Source organism: Streptomyces sp. NPDC001292 (assembly GCF_042896465.1).
In the GTDB taxonomy this organism is placed as follows: domain Bacteria; phylum Actinomycetota; class Actinomycetes; order Streptomycetales; family Streptomycetaceae; genus Streptomyces.
This window is the reverse complement of sequence record NZ_JBIAXG010000003.1, coordinates 35,027-56,746: the sequence shown is the minus strand read 5'-3', so window position 1 is coordinate 56,746 and position 21,720 is coordinate 35,027. Positions and strand designations below refer to the sequence as shown.

Annotated in this window: 18 protein-coding genes; 5 read left to right on the top strand and 13 right to left on the bottom strand. The window is 72.3% G+C overall.

Annotation, left to right across the window (positions count from 1 at the left end):
- Positions 1-8 precede the first annotated feature (8 nt).
- The 9 genes from ACFY4A_RS05080 to ACFY4A_RS05040 form a co-directional block, all read right to left on the bottom strand.
- Positions 9-470 (bottom strand): GNAT family N-acetyltransferase, encoded by a 462-nt coding sequence (locus ACFY4A_RS05080; protein WP_390828003.1) that lies wholly within the window; start codon positions 468-470, stop codon positions 9-11.
- A gap of 658 nt (positions 471-1,128) precedes the next feature.
- On the bottom strand, positions 1,129-1,986 hold the full coding sequence (locus ACFY4A_RS05075) for an esterase/lipase family protein (protein WP_390828002.1): 858 nt from the start codon (positions 1,984-1,986) through the stop codon (positions 1,129-1,131).
- Positions 1,987-2,198: 212 nt separating this feature from the next.
- Positions 2,199-3,209 (bottom strand): hypothetical protein, encoded by a 1,011-nt coding sequence (locus ACFY4A_RS05070; RefSeq protein WP_390828001.1) that lies wholly within the window; start codon positions 3,207-3,209, stop codon positions 2,199-2,201.
- The gene (locus tag ACFY4A_RS05065; RefSeq protein ID WP_390828000.1) at positions 3,206-6,673 is read right to left on the bottom strand and encodes a DNA polymerase III subunit alpha; all 3,468 of its coding nucleotides are present in this window, start codon (positions 6,671-6,673) and stop codon (positions 3,206-3,208) included. Before ACFY4A_RS05065 ends, ACFY4A_RS05070 begins: the two co-directional genes overlap by 4 nt.
- A gap of 216 nt (positions 6,674-6,889) precedes the next feature.
- The gene (locus ACFY4A_RS05060) at positions 6,890-7,969 is read right to left on the bottom strand and encodes a S1 family peptidase (RefSeq protein ID WP_390827999.1); all 1,080 of its coding nucleotides are present in this window, start codon (positions 7,967-7,969) and stop codon (positions 6,890-6,892) included.
- Positions 7,970-8,219: 250 nt separating this feature from the next.
- On the bottom strand, positions 8,220-9,059 hold the full coding sequence (locus ACFY4A_RS05055) for a slipin family protein (RefSeq protein WP_390827998.1): 840 nt from the start codon (positions 9,057-9,059) through the stop codon (positions 8,220-8,222).
- A gap of 166 nt (positions 9,060-9,225) precedes the next feature.
- Positions 9,226-10,134 (bottom strand): S1 family peptidase, encoded by a 909-nt coding sequence (locus tag ACFY4A_RS05050; protein ID WP_390827997.1) that lies wholly within the window; start codon positions 10,132-10,134, stop codon positions 9,226-9,228.
- A gap of 268 nt (positions 10,135-10,402) precedes the next feature.
- Positions 10,403-10,744 (bottom strand): hypothetical protein, encoded by a 342-nt coding sequence (locus tag ACFY4A_RS05045; RefSeq protein WP_390827996.1) that lies wholly within the window; start codon positions 10,742-10,744, stop codon positions 10,403-10,405.
- Positions 10,745-10,835: 91 nt separating this feature from the next.
- On the bottom strand, positions 10,836-12,026 hold the full coding sequence (locus ACFY4A_RS05040) for a DUF5685 family protein (RefSeq protein ID WP_390827995.1): 1,191 nt from the start codon (positions 12,024-12,026) through the stop codon (positions 10,836-10,838).
- 290 nt (positions 12,027-12,316) lie between these two features.
- Here ACFY4A_RS05040 and ACFY4A_RS05035 point away from each other — a divergent pair, with 290 nt between their 5' ends.
- The gene (locus ACFY4A_RS05035; RefSeq protein WP_390827994.1) at positions 12,317-12,754 is read left to right on the top strand and encodes a cell division protein SepF; all 438 of its coding nucleotides are present in this window, start codon (positions 12,317-12,319) and stop codon (positions 12,752-12,754) included.
- A 36-nt stretch (positions 12,755-12,790) separates the two neighbouring features.
- Here the strand turns inward: ACFY4A_RS05035 and ACFY4A_RS05030 are convergent, their stop codons facing one another.
- Both ACFY4A_RS05030 and ACFY4A_RS05025 read right to left on the bottom strand, forming a co-directional pair.
- Entirely contained in the window at positions 12,791-13,984 is a 1,194-nt protein-coding gene (locus ACFY4A_RS05030; RefSeq protein ID WP_390827993.1) for an acyl-CoA dehydrogenase family protein, read from the bottom strand.
- 135 nt (positions 13,985-14,119) lie between these two features.
- Positions 14,120-15,721 carry an MFS transporter gene (locus ACFY4A_RS05025; RefSeq protein WP_390827992.1) on the bottom strand — a complete coding sequence of 534 codons (1,602 nt, stop codon included), beginning with the start codon at positions 15,719-15,721 and terminating at the stop codon, positions 14,120-14,122.
- A gap of 286 nt (positions 15,722-16,007) precedes the next feature.
- On the opposite strand from ACFY4A_RS05025, the gene ACFY4A_RS05020 reads away from it, so the two are divergent.
- The gene (locus ACFY4A_RS05020; protein WP_390827991.1) at positions 16,008-17,210 is read left to right on the top strand and encodes a hypothetical protein; all 1,203 of its coding nucleotides are present in this window, start codon (positions 16,008-16,010) and stop codon (positions 17,208-17,210) included.
- A 234-nt stretch (positions 17,211-17,444) separates the two neighbouring features.
- Positions 17,445-18,473, top strand: a complete 1,029-nt coding sequence (locus ACFY4A_RS05015; RefSeq protein ID WP_390827990.1) for a phosphatase PAP2 family protein — start codon at positions 17,445-17,447, stop codon at positions 18,471-18,473.
- 50 nt (positions 18,474-18,523) lie between these two features.
- Here the strand turns inward: ACFY4A_RS05015 and ACFY4A_RS05010 are convergent, their stop codons facing one another.
- Positions 18,524-18,739, bottom strand: a complete 216-nt coding sequence (locus tag ACFY4A_RS05010; RefSeq protein ID WP_390827989.1) for an I78 family peptidase inhibitor — start codon at positions 18,737-18,739, stop codon at positions 18,524-18,526.
- A gap of 410 nt (positions 18,740-19,149) precedes the next feature.
- Positions 19,150-19,872 carry a transglycosylase family protein gene (locus tag ACFY4A_RS05005; protein ID WP_390827988.1) on the bottom strand — a complete coding sequence of 241 codons (723 nt, stop codon included), beginning with the start codon at positions 19,870-19,872 and terminating at the stop codon, positions 19,150-19,152.
- 541 nt (positions 19,873-20,413) lie between these two features.
- Between ACFY4A_RS05005 and ACFY4A_RS05000 the strand changes: the two genes are divergently transcribed.
- Positions 20,414-21,277 carry a hypothetical protein gene (locus tag ACFY4A_RS05000; protein ID WP_390827987.1) on the top strand — a complete coding sequence of 288 codons (864 nt, stop codon included), beginning with the start codon at positions 20,414-20,416 and terminating at the stop codon, positions 21,275-21,277.
- Positions 21,278-21,314: 37 nt separating this feature from the next.
- Positions 21,315-21,689, top strand: a complete 375-nt coding sequence (locus ACFY4A_RS04995; RefSeq protein ID WP_390827986.1) for a hypothetical protein — start codon at positions 21,315-21,317, stop codon at positions 21,687-21,689.
- Positions 21,690-21,720 lie beyond the last annotated feature (31 nt).

Here is a 21,720-nt window from a genome sequence, read left to right as displayed (position 1 = left end):
GAGACGCGTCAGACCAGCCGCTTGCGGTAGTGGATGCGGTCGTAGGGCCCGTCCACGCGGCGCTCGACGACCTCGTAGCCGAACCGCGGATAAATTCTCTGGTTCTCCCACATCATCGCGTTGGTGTAGAGCCTGACCTCCGGCAGACCCAGCGCACGCGCGCGCGTGTCCACGAACTCCAGCAGCCGCCGTCCCACTCCCGTGCCGTGCGCGTCGGGGTGGACGGCGATGCTGTCGAGGAAGAGATGGTCCGTGCACGCCTCGATCACGACGAGCCCCGTCACCCGGCCCGCTCCGGGCTCCCGGACGACGAACACCTTCCCCGCCGCCACGTTCGCCGCGTGGTCCGCCTCCATGGGCGCCGGGACGACTCCGATGCGCTCGATGTAGGGGCGGTAGGCCGCGTCGGTCACCGCCGTCACGGCCGGTACGTCGGCGGCGGACGCCGCCCTGATCCCCTCGTTCGCCATACCCTGTGCGCCCCCATCCGGTTCCCTGTCCGAACCCACCCGAGCGCAGCCTCAGCGCTCCCTCAACGCGAGCATAAGGATCTCCCCGCACCGCCTCCAACCGGCGTTTTCGCGGTTCGTTGCGGCAAGCTTCTGATCACCCCACGGGCCCCTTCCCGCCCACGGGATCCGTCCCGCCGCGCCAGGTCCGGCGGCTCCGCCCCGGCGCCGGCCGACTTCGCGCCGACCGAGCGGCAGATCGAGGACGGTGCCGACAGGTCGTCGGCCGGGCACCACGGCCACGGGGACGACGACGCCCGGACCACGGCGGACCCGGTGGCGCCCGCGTCGCGGCGTCGGCGGACCCGGCCGCGAGCCCGGTGTCGGACCCGGCCGTGCGGTCGGCCGGCGACACGGCCTCGGCGGACCGTGCCGCGCAGGCCGCCGCCGACGGGCCGAACCGGCCGCAGGCCGCCGGCAGCCCGGCGAACCTGGCCGAGACCGGCGGCACCCCCGTACCTCGCGGTCGGCGGCGCGGCCGCCCTGGCGCTCGGCTCGGCGGCCCTGTTCGCCTCGGTCCGCCGGCGCGCCGCGGCCGGCGGCGGACCGAGGCCGCTGACGCGGCCGGTTGAACGCGGGGCCTGTCCGGCGGCTCAGGCCGGGCAGGCCCTGAGCCACCTCAGCTGAAGACCGAGGCGCAGGTGGTGGCGGTGGCGTGCGCCGGGTCGAGCGCGTTGGCCACCTCGTGGAAGGCGATGCGGTCGATCGTGCCGATCGTCACGTGCTCGGACAAGTCGACCGCGCACAGGTCCTGCAACAGGACGTTGCGCACGTCGGGGCCGGTCAGGTACTGGCTGCGCCACGGCGTGACCACCTCGTCGTACTTGGTGGCGATCACCGTGTAGTGCACGCCCGGCACGGTGTCGCCGCCCTCGTTGAGCTTGGTGAGGAAGGCGGACCCGGCGATCTGGTCGGCGAGGCCGGGGGTGGCGGCCTTGAGCAGTTCGCTCGCGCCGGGGAAGTAGGGCAGGAGGTTGGTGAGACCGCTGAGGGTGGTGCCGTGGTTGTCGGGTGCGATGCCGACGAGGGCGTTCACCTTGGCGGCTCCGCCGAGGAACTTCAGGTAGTGGCGGGGCATCATCCCGCCCTGCGAGTGACCGACGAGGTCGGCCTTGGTGGCGCCGGTCGCGGCGAGCACCTCGTCGACGAAGGCGGACAGTTGCTCGGCCGACTTGTCGATGGGGCCGAGGCCGTGGAAGAGCGGGACGCCCGGTAACTGGCCGTAGTCGAGGGAGAAGACGCAGTACCCGCGGTCCCTCAGGTACGGCGCGAGGGACAGCCAGTTGTCGACGGAGTTGCCGAAGGTGCCGTGGACGAGGACGACGGGGCGGGGGTGGGCTGCGGAGGGCTTGCAGCTGTAGTTGTTCCACCCGCTGGGAGCAGCGGCCGCCTGAGCGGTGGCGGCGGGGGCGGTGGCGAGGGCGGCGGCCAGCAGCAGGGCGGCCAGTGGTCTGAGGGCGCGCTTGAAGGGCAGCATCGGGTGATCTCCTTGCGGCTCAAGGGAGGTGCTACGGCACTACGCCCTGTGATCCGGATCACGGGATGCTGTTCACCCGTCAAGTTACGGACGAGTAGTCCAAGTGTGAAGTTACGCGTCAGTAAAAACTTCCAGCGATGAACCGAGGTCGTGATAACGCTCCTGACGGAACGTCACCACGACCTCGGATTTCCGGCAATGGGCAACGGGAGTCACGCGGCCAGCGCGCCCGGCATCACCGCCCGCGGGCCGAACCGGGCTCGCGCGCGGTCCGCGACCTCCTCGATACGGCGGGCCTTCTCGTCGACGGGGTCGAAGGTGAGTTGCTGGAAGGCCTGTTCGGCGGACCCGAGGCCCTCGGCGCGCAGGACGAGCGCGCGGACCCGGGCACGCTGGAGGCCCAGGGCCTCGTACATGGCGTACGCGGCCCCGGTCAGCGCGGCCGAATGCGCGGTCGGTTCCGCCAGCGTGCGGCTGCGGATGGTGCCGATGGTGGTCCCCCCGCCCGAGCCTGTTCGAGAGTGGGAGAGGTCGGCGTAGCGCACGGTGAGGGTCAGGGTGCGGCAGACCTTGCCCAGGGCGCGCAGCCGGGAGCCCAGTTCTCCGGCGGCCGACAGCAGCGCCCTGCGGTGCCGGTCGGGGTCCAGTTCGTCCCGGTCGAAGGGGCGTTCCGCCGCCAGGGACCGGGAGACGGCGTTCGGTACGACCCGGCTCCGGTCGACCCCGTTCGCCTTCTCGTGCAGTTCGCGGCCGGCCTTCGCGCCGACCAGGCGCTGGAGGGTCGGCAGGGGCGCGGCGGCGACCCGGTCCAGGGTGTCGAGGCCGTACTCGCCCAGGGTGCGGGCCGTCGCCGCGCCGACGCCGGGCAGCGCGGTGACGGGCCGCTCGGCCAGGAACCCCGCCACGGCGTCCGGTTCGCCGGGCACCGCGCACGTGAGTCCGGGCCGGGCGTCGCGCAGGGCCATGCGGGCCAGCATCGGGCCCGGCCCGGCGCCGATCACGCAGTCCACCCCGTGCAGCGCGAGGGCACGGACCCGGATCACCGACGCCAGCTCGACCGCGCCGCGCCCGAAGTACCGTTCGGCGCCCCGCAGATCGGCCAGCGCCCCGTCCGGCGGCAGCGCCTCGACGACCGGGGTGAACTCCTCGAGGAGCCCGAGCAACCCCGGCAGGGCGGCCTCGTACATCGACGGCAGCTGGAAACGTACGCAGAGAACCGTCATCCCGCACTCCCCGGACTCTGGTGCCACAACTTCCTTCCACCCGGCGGGCCTTCGCCCGCGGGACGCAGATCGGCCCAGGGGTGCATCTCGTACCCCGTGGGCATGCGGATCGTCCGGCCGCGCGCGGGGGCGCCGTCGCCGGACTCCTCCGGCGCCGGTTCGGCCAGGCGCGCCGCCACTTCGTCGAGCCCGCCCTCGGCGCGCAGTTCGGCGAGTTCGGCCAGGTTCCAGGCGGCGGCGCCCACCACACTGAGGCTGCGCGGGCCGCGCCGCTGCACCACACCGCGCACCAGCAGCAGCCAGGAGTGGAAGACGGTGTGCGCGCAGGCGTCGTGGGAGTCGTCGAAGAAGGCGAGGTCGACCAGTCCGGTGCCGTCGTCCAGCGTGGTGAAGATGACCCGTTTGCCGGACCGGACCGGCGGGGTCTGGGTGGCCGCCTTGGCGCCCGCGACCAGTACCGTCTCGCCGTGCCGGGCCTCGCGCAGCCGGCGTGCCGGGATCACGCCCAGCTCGTCGAGGAACCGCCGGTGGTCGTCCATCAGGTTCCGCGAGACGTCCATGGACAGCACGCCCAGCTCGGCGCTGAGCCGTTCGGCTTCGGACAGATCGGGGAGCCCGGCCGCGGCCGTCTTCTTCCCGCCGGCCAGCGGTAGTTGGCCGCCGCCCGCGCCGCGGGCGCCGCGGTGCAGCTCGGTCAGGTGCAGTTGCAGGTCGCGGCGGTTGGCGCCGAACGCGTCCAGCGCGCCCACCTGGGCCAGCCGTGCGGCGACCGGGCGGCTGGGCCGGGCCCGCTCCCAGAAGTCGAGCAGCGAGGCGTAGGGCTGTCCGACCGCGATCCGCTCCGCCTCGGCCTCGCTGATGCCGTGCACGTCGGAGAGAGCCAGCCGAAGTCCCCACATTCCGGAAGAACCAGGCTTCGACTCAGACGCCAGTTCGATACGGTGGGCGACTCCCGACCTGTTCACGTCCAGCGGCAGGATCGGCACCCCGCGCCGCCGCGCGTCCGCCAGCAGCAGCCGCTTCGGGTACATCCCGGGGTCGTGTGTGAGCAGCCCGGCGTAGAAGGCGGCCGGATGATGGGCCTTCAGCCACGCGGACTGGTACGTCGGCACGGCGAAGGCGACCGCGTGCGCCTTGCAGAAACCGTAGGAGCCGAACGCCTCGACGACCTCCCAGGTGCGGTGAATCGTTTCCGCGTCGTATCCCTTCGCCGCCGCGTGCTGCGCGAACCACACCTTGATCCGCCCCTGCGACTCCGGGTCGGACAGCCCGCGCCGCACCCGGTCCGCCTCGTCGAGTCCGCAGCCGGTCATGAGGTGCAGGATGTGGATGATCTGCTCGTGGAAGACGACGACCCCGTACGTCTCCTCCAGCGGTTCCTTGAGGTCGGGGTGCGGATAGCGCACCGGCGCCCGCCCGTGCCGGGCCTCGATGAACGGCCGCACCATGTCGGCGGCGACCGGACCGGGCCGGAACAGGGAGATGTCGACGACCAGGTCGTGGAAGCCGGTCGGCTGGAGGCGTCCGACCAGGTCGCGCTGGCCCGGGGACTCGATCTGGAAGCAGCCGAGCGTCTCGGCGGAGCGGATGAGCCGGTACGTCGCCGGGTCGCCGTCCGGCAGGGAGTCCAGGTCGATCCGCTCCCCCGTGGTCCGCTCCACCTCCGCGACCGCGTGCGCCATCGCCGACTGCATCCGCACGCCCAGCACGTCCAGCTTGAGCAGCCCGAGGTCCTCCACGTCGTCCTTGTCGAACTGGGACATGGGAAAGCCCTCGCCGCTGGTGGGCACGACCGGCGTACGGGACGGCAGGGAGGCGTCGGAGAGCAGGACCCCGCAGGGGTGCATGGCGACCCCGCGCGGGAGGGCGTCCAGGGCCTCGACCAGCTCCCACAGCCTGCCGTACCTGTCCCGCTCCCCCGCCAGCTCCCTGAGTTCGGGCAGTTCGTCGAGTGCCGCGCGGGCGTCGCGGGCGCGGATGTGCGGGAAGGACTTGGCGATGCGGTCGATGTCGGCGGGGTCCATGGACAGGGCGGCCCCGACATCGCGGATGGCGTGCCGTACGCGGTACGTCTCCGGCATGGCGACGGTCGCGACCCGCTCGGTGCCGAACCGGCCGATGATCTCGCGGTAGACCTCCAGCCGGCGCGCGGACTCCACGTCGATGTCGATGTCGGGCAGGGCCGTGCGCCGCTTGGACAGGAAGCGCTCCATCAGCAGCCCGTGCTCGACCGGGTCGGCGTGGGCGATGCCGAGGAGGTGGTTGACGAGGGAGCCGGCGCCGGAGCCGCGGGCGGCGACCCGGATGCCCATCTTCCGTACGTCGTCGACGACTTGGGCGACGGTGAGGAAGTAGGTGGCGAAGCCGTGGTGGGCGATGATGTCCAGCTCCCGGTGCATCCGCTCCCAGTAGTCCCGGCGGCCGGCATAGCCGCGCAGCACCATGCCCGCCGCCGCCCGGGAGGCGAGCACGCGCTGGGCGGTGCGGCGGCCGGCGCCGACGAGGTGCGGCTCGGGGAAGTGGACGGTGCCCAGGCCGAGGTCGTCCTCGGGGTCGACCAGGCACGCGGCGGCCGTGGCCCGGGTCTGCTCCAGCAGACGGTGGGCGGCCTCGGGGCGGAAGCCGGCGGCCTCCACGATTCGCTCGGCCGCGCGCAGCATGGCGTCCGGCTCCTTCAGCCAGGCCTCACCGGAGTCCAGCTCCTTGGCCGGGTCGATGGGGACGAGCCGGCGGGCGGCGTCCAGCACGTCGGCGACCGGGCCCTGGCCCGGGTCGGCGTACCGGACGGCGTTGCTGAGCACGGGCCGGATCCGCTGCTCGGCGGCGAAGCCGACGGTGCGGGCGGCCAGGCGCAGCGAGCCGGGTCCGGTGCCCGTGCGACCGTGCCAGACGGCCTCCAGGCGCAGGGCGTCGCCGTAGGTCTCACGCCAGGGCACGAGGAGTTTCGCGGCCCGGTCGGGGCGGCCGGCGGCGAGGGCGCGGCCGACGTCGGAGTCGGGGCCGAGCAGGACGGTCAGGCCGTCGGCGTGGTTGCCGGGCCAGGGCAGCAGCGGGGTGCCCGGAGAGGAGGGTCCCCCCTGTTCGCGTGACGCCGTGAGCCCGGAGTGGGCGGCGGTGACCAGGCGGCACAGATCGGCCCAGCCGCGGGCGCCGGCGCGGGCGAGGAAGGTGGCGCGGGGAGCCGACTCGTCGACGAAGGCGCCTCCGCGCACGGGGGTACGGCGCCGGTCCCGCCGTACGGGCTCCGCGGTCTCCACCACCAGCTCCACGCCGAACAGCGGGCGGACACCCGCCGCCGCGCAGGCCTTGGCGAAGCGGACCGAGCCGGCCAGGGTGTCGCGGTCGGTGAGCGCGAGCGCGTCCATGCCCCGCTCCGCGGCGCGCTCGGCCAGCCGCTCCGGGTGCGAGGCGCCGTAGCGCAGGGAGAACCCGGAGACGGTGTGCAGATGCGTGAAGTCCGGCATCCGCACCTCCCGCACTCTAAGCTATCGAACATCCGTTCCCATCTCTCCCACCCCCACCATAAACCAATTTCCGAACGTCTGTGCGACATCCGTTCGAGCGTGTCCCACCTGCGCAAACACCCGGCGCCCGGAGTGCGAGGGACGCGACGGCCACACGAAAGCCCCGCCCTCGCGAGGGCGGGGCTTTCGTCGGCTTCGGGGAGGCCGGGCCGGGAGTCAGCCGATCTGGGCTCCGGTCGCCGAGAGGGCCTCGGTGACCGGCTGGAAGAAGGTCACACCGCCCGAGGCGCAGTCGCCGCTGCCACCGGAGGTCAGGCCGATCGCGGTGTCGCCGTCGAACAGGGAGCCGCCGCTGTCACCGGGCTCGGCGCACACATCGGTCTGGATCAGGCCGCTGACCGTGCCCTCGGAGTAGTTCACGGTGGCGTTCAGACCGGTGACCGTACCGCTGTGCACCTGGGTCGTCGAGCCGCTGCGGGTCACCTTCTCGCCGACGGTCGCCTCGCCCGCCCTGGTGATCGTCTGCGTCGAACCGTTGTAGAGGTTCACCGCGCTCGGGTGGTCGACGCCCGCGGTGTACCTGACCAGACCGAAGTCGTCGCCCGGGAAGCTGGACCGCTCGTTCTCGCCGATCACCGCGCCGCCGGCGTCCGACCAGGTGGAGATCGCCTCCGTGCAGTGGCCGGCGGTGAGGAAGTACGGCTGGCCGTCCTTGACCACGTTGAAGCCGAGCGAGCAGCGGCCGCCTGCGCCGGTGATCGCGTCACCGCCCGCGACAAAGGGCTTGAACTCCCCCTTTGACCGCCTGAGTTCGGCCTTGGCGCCGAGCCCGTCGACGACCTCGCTCAGCGTGGCCCACTCGGCCCCGGAGACCGTCCCGTCGGCGGTGACGACGACCTTGTTGGTCACGGGGTCCGTAGTCCACGAGGTGCCGGGGATGGCCGCGCCCTTCTCCAGCGTGGTGCGGGCGCCGGCCAGTTCGGCGAGGGAGTTCCGCACGACTCTCGCCGTGGCGCCCGCCCGCTCGACGGTCTCGGCGGTGCTCGCGTCGAGCACGTTCACCACGAGGCTCTTCGTCTTGGCGTCGTAGTACGTGCCCGCGGCGTCGGCGCCGAGGTCCCGCACGAGCGTCGAGGCGAGCTTTCCGGCCGCCGCGGACGAAAGGGTCCGGACCTCGGGGGCCTTCGCGGGTTCACTGGCGTTCGCACTCTGGAAGGTGACTCCCGCGGCGATCAGGGCGGCGATGCCCGCACCCGCCGCGGCCGCACGGCGTCCGGGTATGCGTCGATGCTTCAACTGACGTCCTCCTGTGGGGGGATCGGCCCGCGAGGCAGTTGGGGGCCCGACGAGCCGGAAGGCGGTTGAACGGCGCCCACTATTCCGATGCCCCCAGGGAGCACACAAGGTCGAGCTCTGGACGCGTGTACGTCAACCGGCGTACTCCCCCTGCGTATCGGCCTGCCGTCCAAAGTCACCACAGAGGCGTTCACGCAACATTCACAGCGCAAACACCAGGTGCGGACGACCTGCCCACGTTCCGCGAGGTCTAGCCCTGGCTCGAACTCGACCCCCCGGGCGCGGGATCCACCCGGGGCTCGGACGCCGGGGCCGCCGCGGCGGGCAGTTGCTGCTGCGCCTTCTCCAGGAACCGCAGCAGCTCGACCGGGAAGGGCAGAACGAGGGTGGAGTTCTTCTCGGCGGCGACCGCGGTCACCGTCTGGAGCAGCCGCAGTTGCAGCGCGGCGGGCGTGTCGGCCATCTGCTGGGCGGCCTCGGCCAGCTTCTTGGACGCCTGGAGCTCCGCGTCCGCGTTGATGACCCGCGCCCGGCGCTCACGGTCGGCCTCCGCCTGCCGGGCCATGGACCGCTTCATCGTCTCGGGCAGCGACACGTCCTTGATCTCCACCCGGTCGATCGTGACGCCCCACTCCACGGCCGGGCTGTCGATCATCAGCTCCAGGCCCTGGTTCAGCTTCTCGCGGTCGGACAGCAGATCGTCCAGTTCGCTCTTGCCGATGATGGACCTCAGCGAGGTCTGCGCCATCTGCGAGACCGCGAAGCGGTAGTCCTCCACCTGGACCAGCGCCTCGGCCGGCGAGGTCACCTTGAAGTAGACGACCGCGTCCACACGCACCGTCACGTTGTCCCGGGTGATGCCCTCCTGCGCCGGCACGGGCATCGTCACGATCTGCATGCTGACCTTGTGGAGCCGGTCCACGAACGGGACGATCAGCGTGAGCCCCGGGCCGCGCACCTGCGGACGCAGCCTGCCGAGGCGGAACACCACGCCCCGCTCGTACTGCTTGACGACCCGCGCCGCCGCCATCAGGCCCACCGCTCCGGCGGCCGCGAGCGCCACCCCCGCCGTCACCAGTTCCTCGATCATCACGGCCCCCCAATCCGACGCGGGCGCGCCGGCTCACGGTCCTTCGACCGTAACCCGCGCCGCACCCAAGGGCGAGCCCCCGCACGCCGGTTGCGTACGGGGGCTCTTCGCTGTCGAGCGCGGGGCGGATGCCGGGCCGTGTGGATCACGGCCCGGCGGGGGAACCTCAGTAGACGTGGACGCCGTAGACGCTCAGCGCCTCGGTGACCGGCTGGAAGAAGGTCGTGCCGCCGGAGGAGCAGTTCCCGCTGCCGCCGGAGGTCAGACCGTAGGCGGTGCCGTTGGTGGAGTACAGCGGGCCGCCGGAGTCGCCGGGCTCGGCGCAGACGTTCGTCTGGATGAGGCCGTAGACGATGTCCCCGCCGCCGTAGTTGACCGTGGCGTTGAGCGCCTGGACGTAGCCGCTGTGGATGCCGGTCGTGGAGCCGCGCCGGGTGACGTATGTGCCGACGGACGGCGTGGCCGCCCTGGTGATGTCCACGCTGCCGACGGTGCCCGACTTGGTCACCGAACTGTTGGTGTAGCGCACGATGCCGTAGTCGTTGCCGGGGAAGGAGGAGCCGGCGGTGCTGCCGAGCGTGGTCGAGTGCGAGGAGTTCGACCACCAGGTGCCCGCGCCGTCGGTGCAGTGGCCGGCGGTCAGGAAGTAGTAGTTGCCGCTGCTGTCCTGGACGTTGAAGCCCAGCGAGCAGCGCCAGCTACTCGCATAGATGGCGTCGCCGCCGGAGATCAGCTTGGTGAACTTGCCCGGGGTGCGCTTGATGGTCAGGGCGCCGGAGTTTTCCCCCGCCTGCTGCTTGATCCGGGCGATCTCGGCCTGGGAGACCGTGCTGTCGACGGTGACGACAACCCGGTTGGTCTTGCTGTCGACCGCCCAGGCCGTACCCGGGATGTCGGCCTTGAGCACGGAGTCGCTCGTCTTGGCGAGCTGGGCCGCGCTGAAGGTGGTGGGGGTGTCGGACGCGTTCGCGCTGGGCACCGCGAACGCGGCTGCGGCCACGAGGCCGGAGGCGATGGCGATCAGCCGGGTCCGTCTCGTGATGCCGCCGCGGGGGGTGGTGCGCTTGATCCTCACTTTTCGTTCCTCCACAAAGGAAGTCGGGGGCCCGCGTGGGGTCGGGGCCCGTGAGGCGCAGTCAGGGGACGACTGTTCGGATTCCGAACATGCTGTGCCCCTGACAAGCGCTGTGGGGGAGTATTCGGCCGAACGACCGGTCGGCACAAGGGCGCCTTTCGGCCGTGCGACCATGAGCGCTTCGAGTGAACTGTGCGTGATCAGGTCGAATTGACGTGCGGTCATCGGCGGGAAGACGGCCTCGGCCGGGCGCGCCCTCCCGGCGCTGTCACGACGTCGTGGCCCCCGCACCCCATATGCCCTCGCGGCGCCGTCCGGCCGGGCACTCGCCCAGGTCGGCCCGGGGGGCCGACGCCGGTCCGGCGCCGGCGGCGAGCCGCATCCGGCCGCCGAAAGGCCGCTCACCGACGGTCGGTTCGTCCGCCTCGGCAGCGGTGACCGCGCCCGCTTCGCCCTCGGCCGTCCAGGCTCGGGGGATGTCCGGAATTCGACGCTCCGAATAGTCCCCGAGCCCGTACGCGCGGGTCCGGGCGAGCGGGGCGCGGGGCGCGGGCACCGTCTCGGTACGGTGCCCGCACCCCTGCTTCCACTGGTCGGATAGGTCCATCATGAGATGAGCCCTTCCATGCGCGGCCCGGCGGCCAAACCCCGCCGCCCACCGCCCGGACCCGTAGCCCGTGGGCGGCCGGCCGCGGCCCCGGTCAACAGTCGCAGCACGAGCAGCCGTCGCAGCACTCGCACCCTTCGCAGCAGTCGCAGCCTTCGCACCACGAGCAGTCGCAGTTGCAGCAGCCCGAGCGCTTCTTGCGCGACCACGGACCCTCGAACTCGTTGGCGCAGCACACCTTGCAGGTGCAGCACAGCCCGACGGCCGCCGCGCACCCCGCCCAGAATCCGCGCCCGCCGGGCCGCGGCGGCTCACCGCCCCCGGCGTACGGGTGGTCGGGATGGTTCGGATCGTACGGAGCCTGCGGGGCGTACGGCCCCTGCGGCGGGCCGAAGGCCTCCTCGGGCGCGTGCCCGCAGGACCCAGTACCGAAGGCGCGGTCGACGGAGCGCCGGAGTTCGTGCACGAGCAGTCGATGGACGAGTTGTCCGTCGCTGAACTCCACCTCGCGCAGGGCGAGCCGGATGCCATGCACCGCGTCGTCGGCGAGCCGGCGTGCCTCGCCGAGCGGCGTTCTGGTGGCGGTGAGCGGATTCCAGGCGCCGGTGGCGGCGTCGGACTCGCGGTCCTCCACGGCGTCCAGAAGGTGCGCGAGCCGCCCGAACAGGCGCCCGGCCTCGGCGAGCGGAGCCGCGTTGCCCGGCCGCGCGGCGAGGACCGCGGTGTGCGCGAAGGCCGCGGCGGTCGCGGTCTCGGTCGGCTCGGTGACGACCAGGATCGGCGTCCCGGGGCCCGCGAGCGCCTCGATGCCGGTCTGCCGGTCCACCGCGTCCAGGAGGACGGCGGTGTCGAATCCGACACCGGCCCCGGTACGGGCGCCCGCCCGGCTCCAGTTGTCGGCGACCCGGCGCGCGGCGAGCGCCACCGGCCGGCGCGCCAGCAGTCCGTCGCCGTCGGCGACGTGGTCGCGCACCTTGGCCGAGGCCAGCACCAGCGAGACGGCCGCCGCGAGTCGCGGCCCCTCGCCCAGGGCGACGGAGGCGGCGCGCATCCCGCGCAGCGGGCACGGCCCGGCGGTGCGCCGCAGGCCACCGGCCCGGCCGGCTTTCTCGACCTGAGCCTCCGTCAGGACCGAGATGAGCAGCCCGTCATAGTTCGTCACGATCCGCGCGAACTGCCCGTGGTCACCACGCAGGGCCAGACACAGCCCGCACAAGTGGGCCATCCACTCGGCGCCGAGCCTTTCCCCGAGCCGGTGGCGGCAGGGCCTGACGATTCCGAACACGACCATCCCCCTTGGTGTGCAGGACGTTGAGTCGCGGCATCGTACCGACCACTTCGTTCACCCGTACGCACCGTCCATCACCCATGTGCCGAGGACAATCATATTTCACTCCCCGTCAGCAGCCGTGTACGGCAGAACCCTTGGGGCACACGGGCTCTCGACGTATTCGCCGTGCACCAGTACCGTCACAAACCCCCCGTGCGGCGTCTGTTCACTTGGCGCGTTGTCAGCATCATGGATGACCATAGGGATGCGGAATGCAGAAAAGACCGCTGTGAGAGGAGGCGTCCATGGGATCGGTACGCAAGGCGAGTGCGTGGCTCGGCCTCGTCGACGACAACGATGACGAGCGCTACTACGACGACGACTACACGGAGGGGACCGAGTCCGGGGACGCCTGGGTCACCGATCCCCGGGTGAAGGTGGCGACGGACACGGCAGAGGACAAGGGCCGCCGGATCGGCACGGTGACCCCGGACAGCTTCCGGGACGCCCGCGCCATCGGCGAGCTGTTCCGGGAGGGCGTGCCCGTCATCATGAACCTGACAGCCATGGAATCCTCCGACGCCAAGCGCGTGGTCGACTTCGCGGCCGGGCTCGTCTTCGGTCTTCGCGGCTCCATCGACCGCGTGTCCACCCGGGTGTTCCTGCTGTCCCCGGCCGACACCGAGATCGTCAACGGGGACCCGGCGGTGCACCGCTCCGACGGGTTCTTCAACCAGAGCTGAGGCAGGGCCGTTCACCGGCCCTGCCCCGTCCGGGGCTCACCGGAAGGCGTCGAGCCCGGTGAGCGCCTTGCCCAGCACGAGCTGGTGCATCTCGACGGTGCCCTCGTAGGTGAGCACCGACTCGAGGTTGGTCGCGTGGCGCATCACGGGATACTCCAGGGAGATCCCGTTCGCCCCGAGAATCGTCCGCGCCGTGCGGCAGATCTCGATCGCCTCTCGTACGTTGTTGAGCTTGCCGAAGCTGACCTGCTCGGGACGCAGGCGGCCGGCGTCCATGCGCCGCCCCAGGTGGTGGGCGAGCAGAATCCCCTTGTGCAGTTCGACCGCCATGTCGGCGAGCTTGGCCTGGGTGAGCTGGAAGCCACCGATGGGCCTGCCGAACTGTTCGCGCGTCGTCGCGTAGTCGAGGGCGGCCTCGAAGCTGGAGCGGGCCGCGCCCATGGCGCCCCAGACGATGCCGTAGCGGGCGTGTGACAGACAGCCGAGCGGTCCGCGCAGCCCGGTGGCCTCCGGCAGTACGGCGTCGGCGGGCAGCCGTACCTCGTCCAGGACCAGCTCGCTGGTGACGCTCGCCCGCAGGGACCACTTGTGCTTGATCTCGGGGGCGGAGAACCCGCGGGTGCCGGCCGGCACGAGGAAGCCGCGGATGCCGTCCTCGGTCTGCGCCCAGACGACGGCGACGCCGGCCACGGAGCCGTTGGTGATCCACATCTTGCGGCCGTTGAGGATCCAGTCGGTGCCGTCACGCTTGGCGTGGGTGCGCATCGAGGCGGGGTCGGAGCCGTGGTCGGGCTCGGTGAGCCCGAAGCAGCCGATCACCTCGCCGGCGGCCATGGGGGGCAGCCACCTCTGCTTCTGCTCCTCGCTTCCGAACCGGTGGACGGCGTACATGGCGAGCGAGCCCTGCACGGAGACCAGGGACCGGATGCCGGAGTCGGCGGCCTCGAGCTCCAGGCAGGCGAGCCCGTACTGGACGGCGGTGGCACCCGCGCAGCCGTATCCGGTCAGGGACATGCCGAGGGCGCCGATGGTCCCGAGCTCGCGGGACAGTTCCCGGATGACGGGCAGCTCGCCCTTCTCGTACCACTCGGCGACATGGGGCAGAACGCGGTCGGCGGCCCACTGCCGCATGGTGTCGCGGACGGCCAGGTCCTCCGGGTCCAGCAGGTCGTCGATCCCGAGGGGGTCGGCGGGGTCGAACGGGGGCAACGGGGACGACTGCGAGGACATGAGGACACCCTCCGGCAACGGCAACTGAAACCTAGCACCGCTAGTTGTGCGACTCCGGCCCGACGTTACGACGCGGAGCCGCCCACGTCCAGCGTGCTCCTCTCCCGCGGCACCGCCGCGGGAGAGGAAGGGCGCTCACGCCGAGACGCGCGGCCGCTCGGCCTCCCGCTGCGCGGGCAGTTCGACCGCCGGCTCCTCACAGTGCATCACCCGCGGCAGCCGCAGCGCCATCACCGCCCCCAGCAGCAACAGCCCCGCACTCACCAGCAGCGTCACATGCAGCCCGTGCACGAAGGCGTCCCGGGCCGCCCGCCGCAGGGCGGCCCCGACCGGCCCGCCGAGCTGTTCGGCGACCCCGTACGCCTCCCCCAGCGAGTGCGCCGCCGCTCCGGACGCCTTCGCGGGCACCCCCGGCACATCGGCGAGCCCGGGCGTGTACGCCGCGTTCATCACCGTGCCCAGCAGGGCGATGCCCATCCCCGCGCCCAACTGGTACGACGTCTCCCCGATCGCCGCCGCTCCGCCCGCCTGCGCCGGCGGCGCCTCGCTCAGCATCGACTCGTACGCCCCGAACAGCGTCATCTCCAGGCCGAAGCCGAGCAGCGCGAAGCCGGCGAGGAGCAGCCCCGGGTTGTCCCGGCCGCCCATCGCCGTGAGCACCACCACCGCGGCGGCGGTCACGCAGAACCCGAAGCACACCATTCGTCGCGGCCCGAGCCTGCGCAGCATCCGCGCCCCGGTCAGTCCGGCCGCCATCGCGGCGAACGTCAGCGGCAGCAGCCGCAGCCCCGTGGCGAGCGGCGACAGCCCGAGCACCAGTTGCAGGTACTGAGCCGCGATCAGTTCGAGCCCGACCAGCGCCAGCATGGCCAGCACGATGCAGCCCACCGACGTGCTGAACGCCGGGCGCGCGAACATCCTGAGGTCCACCAGCGGATGCGTCCGCCGCCGCTGCCGCCGTACGAACATCACCAGCAGCGCCGTGCCGACCACCAGCGGCCCCACGGTGAGCGCGCTCAGCGCCGTCTCCCCGCCGCCGAGCCGCTTCACGCCCAGCACCACACCGAACAGTCCGGCCGCCGCCAGCAACGCGCCGACCACGTCCCAGGGCCCGTCCCGGTCGCCGGTCGACTCGGGCAGCAGCAACCGGCCCACCGGCAGGCTGACCAGCATCAGCGGGATGTTGACGAGGAAGACCGACCCCCACCAGAAGTGCTCGAGCAGGAAGCCGCCGAGCAGCGGCCCGACCGCCGCGCCCACCGCGGCGACCGCGCTCCAGATCCCGATCGCCAGCGCCCGCTCGCGCCGGTCCGGGAACACCTGCCGCAGGAGCGACAGCGTGGCCGGCATGATCATCGCGCCGCCGACGCCGAGCAGCGCCCGCGCGGAGATCAGCATCTGGGGGTTGGGGGCGAAGGCCGCCACGGCGGAGGCGATGCCGAAGAGGGCGTAGCCCAGCAGCAGGATCCGTCTGCGGCCCACCCGGTCGCCGAGCGTGCCGAACAGGATCAGCAGCGACGCGCAGACAAGGGGATAGGTGTCGACGATCCAGAGCAGTTCGATGGCGCCGGGCCTGAGGTCCTCGGTGACCGCGGGCACCGCCACGTGCAGCACGGTCGCGTCCACCGCCACCAGCAGCAGGCTGACGCAGAGGACGACCAGGACGACCCAGCGGTTGGCACCGGCCCCGGCCGCCCGACGGCGCAGCCGGTCGCCGGCCGCGGTCGTCCCGGACATGTACGTACCTCCCAGATGAGCCCTCGCGTTCGGCGGCCCGCGGAGTGGGGACTCCCCGCGGCTCGGCCGGAGCGGAGCGGAGCGGTGGCTCCCGACCTGCGCGACGACATGCGAGTGACACGTCAGAGTACGCGCATTCGCCCGGATGACGCGTGGCTCACCTCTCAGAGCACGCGCTCAACCCGTGTGGCGTACGCCACTCCCTTTGCCGTGAGTCCCCTGTCAGTCGCCTGTGAGCGTGCCCCGGTGGCCGTTCCGGTTCCCGGCAGCGCCGATAATCGAGTCCGTGAACGATCTTGCGACGCACGTGGCAGTGGCACGTGCCGGGGCCCTGCGCCGGGCTGCCCCGGCGCTCCTCGGGTATGCCTCCGTGCGCGCTCTGGGCCTGATCACCCTGGCGCTGTGGAGTGCCCAGCGCGGCAAGAGCTGGTACACGCTGCTGACCGCCCGCTGGGACTCGCTCTGGTACGCCGGGGTGGCCGGGCTCGGCTACGGCTACGAGGTACGCCTGCCGAACGGGGACGTGCACTCGAACCTGGCCTTCTTCCCGCTGCTGCCCTGGCTGGAGCGGCTGCTCGCCGCGGTGAGCCCGCTGTCGTACGCCGACGCGGGCTTCGCCGTCAGCCTGTCGGCCTCGCTCGCCGCGGCCTGGGGGATCTTCGCGGTGGCCGACCACGTGTACGGCCCCCGGGTCGGCGTCTGGGCCGCGCTGCTGTGGGCGGTGCTGCCGGTCGGGATCGTGCAGTCGATGGCCTACAGCGAGTCGCTGTTCACGGCGCTCGCCGCCTGGGCGCTGTACGCCGTGCTCACCGGCCGCTGGGTGACGGCGGGCACCCTGGCCCTGCTGGCGGGACTGACCCGGCCGGTGGGTCTCGCGGTGGTCGCGGCGGTGTGGGCCGCGGCCCTCGCCTCGTTCGCGGGAGGCCGGAGCGCGATGGCGGCGGACGGCGCACGGGACGCGCGCCGCGCCCCGGCCGTCCCCGGACACGCCACCGCCCGCCGCCTGCTCGGCATGGCGCTCGCCCCGCTCGGCGCCGCCGGTTACGTCCTGTGGGTCGGCCACCGCACCGGCAAGGGACCCTTCGGGTACCTCGACGTCCAGGCCGGCTGGCGCAACGGCTTCGACGGCGGGTACGCCTTCGCCCGCTTCGTCGCCGACAAGTTCACGTCCTTCCCCTCGGCCCTCGCCGGGATCGGGCTGATCGCCGGGACCGCCGGGGTCATCTGGCTGTACGTCACGGGCGTACGGCAGCGGCAGCCGCTCGCGCTGCTGGTGTACTCGGGTGTCGTGACCGCACTCGCCCTGTGCGCGTCGAGCTACTTCGGCTCCAAGCCGCGTCTGCTGCTGCCCGCCTTCCCGCTGCTGCTGCCGCTCGCGTCGGCCCTCGCCCGGCCGCGCGTGGCCCGGTCGGCGCTGATCGTGGGCGGCGTCGCGGTGGCCTCGGCGCTCTACGGGGCGTTCTGGCTGAACGGCTCCGGTCCCCCGTGACCGGCTCCGACCGGCCGAGGGCGCACGGAATTCCATCCGGGCGTTCGGTTAACGCATTCATAAGCGCCGCATAAGTGTCCAGCGGAATGATCAAAGGAAATGCCGGACGGGTTCGGCCGTGATTGCGGATTCCGTGAATATAAAGCCCCGTTGAGAGCAATCCCACATCACGTCGTCATCACAAAACACGTGCTTCGTCCGGGAACACAGCTCACTCGCTGTAACGTCGATTGGGTGCGTACCGAACGAACCCTCACCCGCCTGGACCGGGTGTTCGCCAGGCTGGACCGTGAGCCGCAACGGCCGGCGCACATCGACACGCCGCGAATGAGCCGCCACCGGTTCGTGCTCTTCTCGGCGACCCTGGCCTTCTACCTGTCGATCGTCTGGGCCGTGGTCACCACCTCGTGGCTGGTCCGGCTCGACTGGCAGGTCATGTTCTTCCGGCCGTACCAGCAGTGGCCGCAGATCCACGCGTTCCTCGACTACTACGTGGTGCTCGGCCAGCGCGGCCCCACGGCCGTGATGGTCTCCGCGTGGCTGGGCTGGCGGTCGTGGCGGCAGCACACGCTGCGCCCGCTGCTGACCCTCGCCACCTCGCTGCTGCTGCTCAACGTCACGGTCGGCGCCGCGAAGATCGGCATGGGGCGTCTGGGACCGCACTACGCGACCGTCATCGGCTCGAACGAGATGGGCCTGGGCGGCGATATATTCCCCAGCGGCCACACCGCCAACGCCGTGGTGACCTGGGGCATCCTGGCCTATCTGGCCTCCACCCCGAGAGCGCGCCGCTGGCTGTCGGCGCTGTCCGCGGTGACGGCGCTCGGCGTCGGCCTGACCACGGTCTACCTGGGTACGCACTGGCTGAGCGACGTGCTCCTCGGCTGGGCCGCGGGGCTGCTGATCCTGCTGGCGCTGCCGTGGTTCGAGCCGCTGATCGCCCGGGCCGAGGTCGCCCTGTTCGACCTGCGCGACCGCTGGCGCGCCCGTCTCGGCCGCCGGACACCGGTGCCCGCACCCGCCGCACCCGCCGCACCCGTCGGCGCCCCCGTCGTGCTCACCCCACGCGCCTCCGTATCGGACGAGACCCCGGCGGCCCGCGAGACGGTGGGCGCCGGACGCACGTCCCGGACACCGCCCCACCTCGCCCCGGGCCGGCACACGAGCCGTTCTGACCGCACTCCGGTCACCCCGGCCGGGAGCCGCAGACCGCCGCACCCCGACCGCGTCCCGCGCGGCACGGCCTCGGCGGCCCGCCCCTGACGGGCAGTTGACGACGGGCCGCCGCGGGGGCCGGGAGCCCCGGCGGCGGTTCAGCCCTTCCAGGCCCGTGCCACGCGGCCGTCCCTGACCTCGAAGTTCAGCCGTCCGAACAAGTACTCCATGGTGATGATCGCGCCCGGCGGCAGTGACCGGACCGTGCTCCAGCCCCGTTCGCGCGCGAGCCGTTCGGCCTGTCCGGCCTCGAGGCCGACGTATGCGTCGGGGTTGTCCTGGGGTTCCGCCGGCGGAGTGGGAATCGGTGCCATACCGCCACGCTAGGTGCCGGCCCGCTGCGGGGAAAGCCCGCCCCGGCACGTGGCCTCACTGGGGTCACTCCACCCCCTCCTGTCACATTACTGTCACAGGCCCGGGCCTCCGGAAGGGTGTCACTCCGTCACACGTATGGGCGGTTCCGCCCCTCTTCCGCGGTCGTGCGAACGCAATTCCCACCGGCCGGAACACCGCCCGGGAAACTCCGGCCGAATGCGCCGTGAGAAGCGTTTCCGAACCTCGCCGGGGCGCGCGCACATTCAGAATCCGCGGCGGTTCCCGGAGCTGACACGGCATGGGAATTCCGGTTCCGCCGCCCGCGTGAGCGCCTGGCCGGACGGCGGCAGGCCCCGCCCGGTCGGCGGACCGGACGGGGCCCGCTATCCGTGGTGTGGGCCGGAGCGGCTCAGAGCTGGAGGCGCTGACCGGGCACGATCAGGTCGGGATCATCGCCGATGACGGACCTGTTGACGGAGTGGAGCCACTGCCAGGTGGTCCCGTGCCGGGCGGCGATACCGCTCAGCGTGTCGCCCGCGCGCACGGTGTACTCGCCGTGGGAGGCACCGCGGTTCGTGTGGCCCGCCTCGCGCGCCGGCGCCGTCGACGGCCGCGGCGGCGTAGCCGCCTCCCGTGCCTTCTGCCGACCGCCCTCCTGGACCGGCTTGTTCGCCGGCTTGTGTGTGCTGTGCGCCGATCCGGTCGTCGCCGTCCTCGCCGTACCCGATCCGGCCGCGGGTGCGCTGCCGTACGCCCCGGCCCGGGCCGAGCAGACCGGCCACGCGCCCCAGCCCTGGGCCTGCTGGACCCTGGTGGCGACGGCGATCTGCTGGGCCCTGGAGGCCCGGTCGGCGGTGGGCGCGTAGGCCGTGCCGCCGTGGGCGCGCCAGGTGCCGGCGGCGAACTGGAGCCCGCCGTAGTAGCCGTTGCCGGTGTTGATGTGCCAGTCGCCGCCGCTCTCGCACCGGGCGATGCGGTCCCACACGCCGCCGTCCGCCGCGTGGGCGTTGCCGGTGGCGGCCAGCAGCCCGAGCGGGGCGAGCAGGGCCGCCCCGGCGAGAGCCGCCGTCGTCCGTCCCCTGCGGGCGTTGTCGCGCGTGGTGTCGTGGCTCTTGTCGGCACATTCGGACATATGGATCCCTCTCGAAGGACTCGGGGTCCCCCAGGCGGGGCGCGCCCGCCGCGCGTGGACGCGGTCGGCGCGCTCGCCCCGTCCGCCGCACGAGGTCGTGCCGAGCCGTGCTCGGCCCGGTGCGGTCGGCGGACGTACCCGAGCGGTGCTCGCTGCACACGGCTGAGGAATGTAAGGAGCGGGCGGAGCCCGGATCAACCAACTGCCCGTTCTGCCAGGCCAGTTCGCCGTTACCGGTGGTATCGTCTCTTTTCGGCCACCCACTTCATTCGCTGATTTCCTGATTTTTCGACCACCGACACCGACGATCTGTGACTCACTTCACCCACCCAACCCCGTTGCAGTTGCGGGGAGTTGACCGTGAGTGCCGGATTCCGCACCGGACGTCACCCTCCGCACGGGATGGTTGGATTCCGTTCGCCGGAGGGCGTGACTCCCGCCACAGATCGCCCGTTGTCTTCTTCATGAGCCGGGTCCCTCCTGGTTCATGGGCCGGGAGCCACCCGGCTCCGCCACGCACCGCATCCCGAGGGAGCCACCCGTGCCGCGCATGCTCGACGTCAGCGACGCCGTACGCGCCGAGATCGGCGACGAAGAAGCCGACCGGCTGCTCGCCGGACAGAACGCCCCGGGCAGTTACGACTGCACGTCCTGCCGCACCCCCGGCGACTCCGAACAGGAGCGGACCAGCACCGTCCTGTTCGTCGGGGACGAGACCGCCGTCCTCGCCTTCGCCCACGCCACCTGCCTGCCCTCCCAGGTCGTCCAGGTCACCGAGGAGCAGCTGCGGGGCGCGGTCCGCTCCATCAACGCGGACACGAACCCCTCCGGCAGGGTGCCGGAGCAGGCCCCGCCCCAGTGGAGCGCGGCTGAGCAGGCCCCGCCCCAGTGGAGCGCGGCTGAGCAGGCCGTGCCCCAGAAGGTGGTGCCGGAGCAGGCCGTGCTCGGGGTGACCAGCGGACTCGTCCTGATCGCAGGGGAGTTGCACCCCGCCCTGGTCGTCGAGCCGACCGCGCCCATCATGCGGCCGGGCTCGCTCGGCACCGGCGACGAGTTCCTGCCGCTGCTCATCGAGCAGGGCTACGTCCCGGTGACCGAACTCGCCGGCGTGCCACCCGTGCTGCACGGCTGGTCGGTGCTGCTCGCCACGGGTCAGCTGCACGCCGTCCTCCAGCCCCAGGGCAACGGCGGGCAGCCGGTGGCCTGGTGGCAGGCACACCAGCCGCTCCAGGTCACCGACGGCTGGCGGGCGGCCGCCAACAAGCACCAGCAGGTGATCATGTTCGCCGCGCCGGTCGGGTCCATCGGCCGTCAGCCGCGGGAGGACCTGCTGCGGGACGCGCTGGACAAGGCCGCGGCGGGCGGAAGGCTGGTCGCGGCGACGCTGCCGCTCGCCGGGACCTGAGCCGCATCTCTTCCGGTTCGGGGTCGTTTGGAGATACGTGCACGCATATGACGTTCCCCGCCGCCAGTCCTACCCGCCGATCCCCTCCGCGCGGGCGCCCCAGGATCCTCACGGCGGCCCATCGGCCACGCCGATCTACGACGCGCTCTACGCCGAGTACGTCAAGTCCTACCGGACCCTGCCCGGCGACCGCAGCGGCGAGGAGGATCTCGGCTTCGTAGCCTTCGGGAACCTGCCGCACGACACGGGTTCCACCGTGTACGGCGCCTACAGCCTGGGGGCCTACAGCACCCGCCATGTCACGGGCCGGCAGCAGTCGCAGTGGCAGCGGGTCGGGACGATCGGGCGGCAGGAGACCGGGATGCACCACGTTCCGGCGGCCCTGCCGCCCGCTCCGCGCCGAGGAATCTGATCCGCTCGACGGCGAAGGGGCGGCCCCTGTT

Bases quoted from the DNA above. Each gene is read 5' to 3' on its own strand.
- ACFY4A_RS05055 (WP_390827998.1), bottom strand. From the start codon at position 9,059: ATGATCGAGGAACTGGTGACGGCGGGGGTGGCGCTCGCGGCCGCCGGA.
- ACFY4A_RS05065 (WP_390828000.1), bottom strand. From the start codon at position 6,673: ATGCCGGACTTCACGCATCTGCACACCGTCTCCGGGTTCTCCCTGCGC.
- ACFY4A_RS05030 (WP_390827993.1), bottom strand. From the start codon at position 13,984: ATGTCCTCGCAGTCGTCCCCGTTGCCCCCGTTCGACCCCGCCGACCCC.
- ACFY4A_RS05035 (WP_390827994.1), top strand. From the start codon at position 12,317: ATGGGATCGGTACGCAAGGCGAGTGCGTGGCTCGGCCTCGTCGACGAC.
- ACFY4A_RS05070 (WP_390828001.1), bottom strand. From the start codon at position 3,209: ATGACGGTTCTCTGCGTACGTTTCCAGCTGCCGTCGATGTACGAGGCC.
- ACFY4A_RS05025 (WP_390827992.1), bottom strand. From the start codon at position 15,721: ATGTCCGGGACGACCGCGGCCGGCGACCGGCTGCGCCGTCGGGCGGCC.
- ACFY4A_RS05075 (WP_390828002.1), bottom strand. From the start codon at position 1,986: ATGCTGCCCTTCAAGCGCGCCCTCAGACCACTGGCCGCCCTGCTGCTG.
- ACFY4A_RS05010 (WP_390827989.1), bottom strand. From the start codon at position 18,739: ATGGCACCGATTCCCACTCCGCCGGCGGAACCCCAGGACAACCCCGAC.
- ACFY4A_RS05080 (WP_390828003.1), bottom strand. From the start codon at position 470: ATGGCGAACGAGGGGATCAGGGCGGCGTCCGCCGCCGACGTACCGGCC.
- ACFY4A_RS05005 (WP_390827988.1), bottom strand. From the start codon at position 19,872: ATGTCCGAATGTGCCGACAAGAGCCACGACACCACGCGCGACAACGCC.
- ACFY4A_RS05045 (WP_390827996.1), bottom strand. From the start codon at position 10,744: ATGATGGACCTATCCGACCAGTGGAAGCAGGGGTGCGGGCACCGTACC.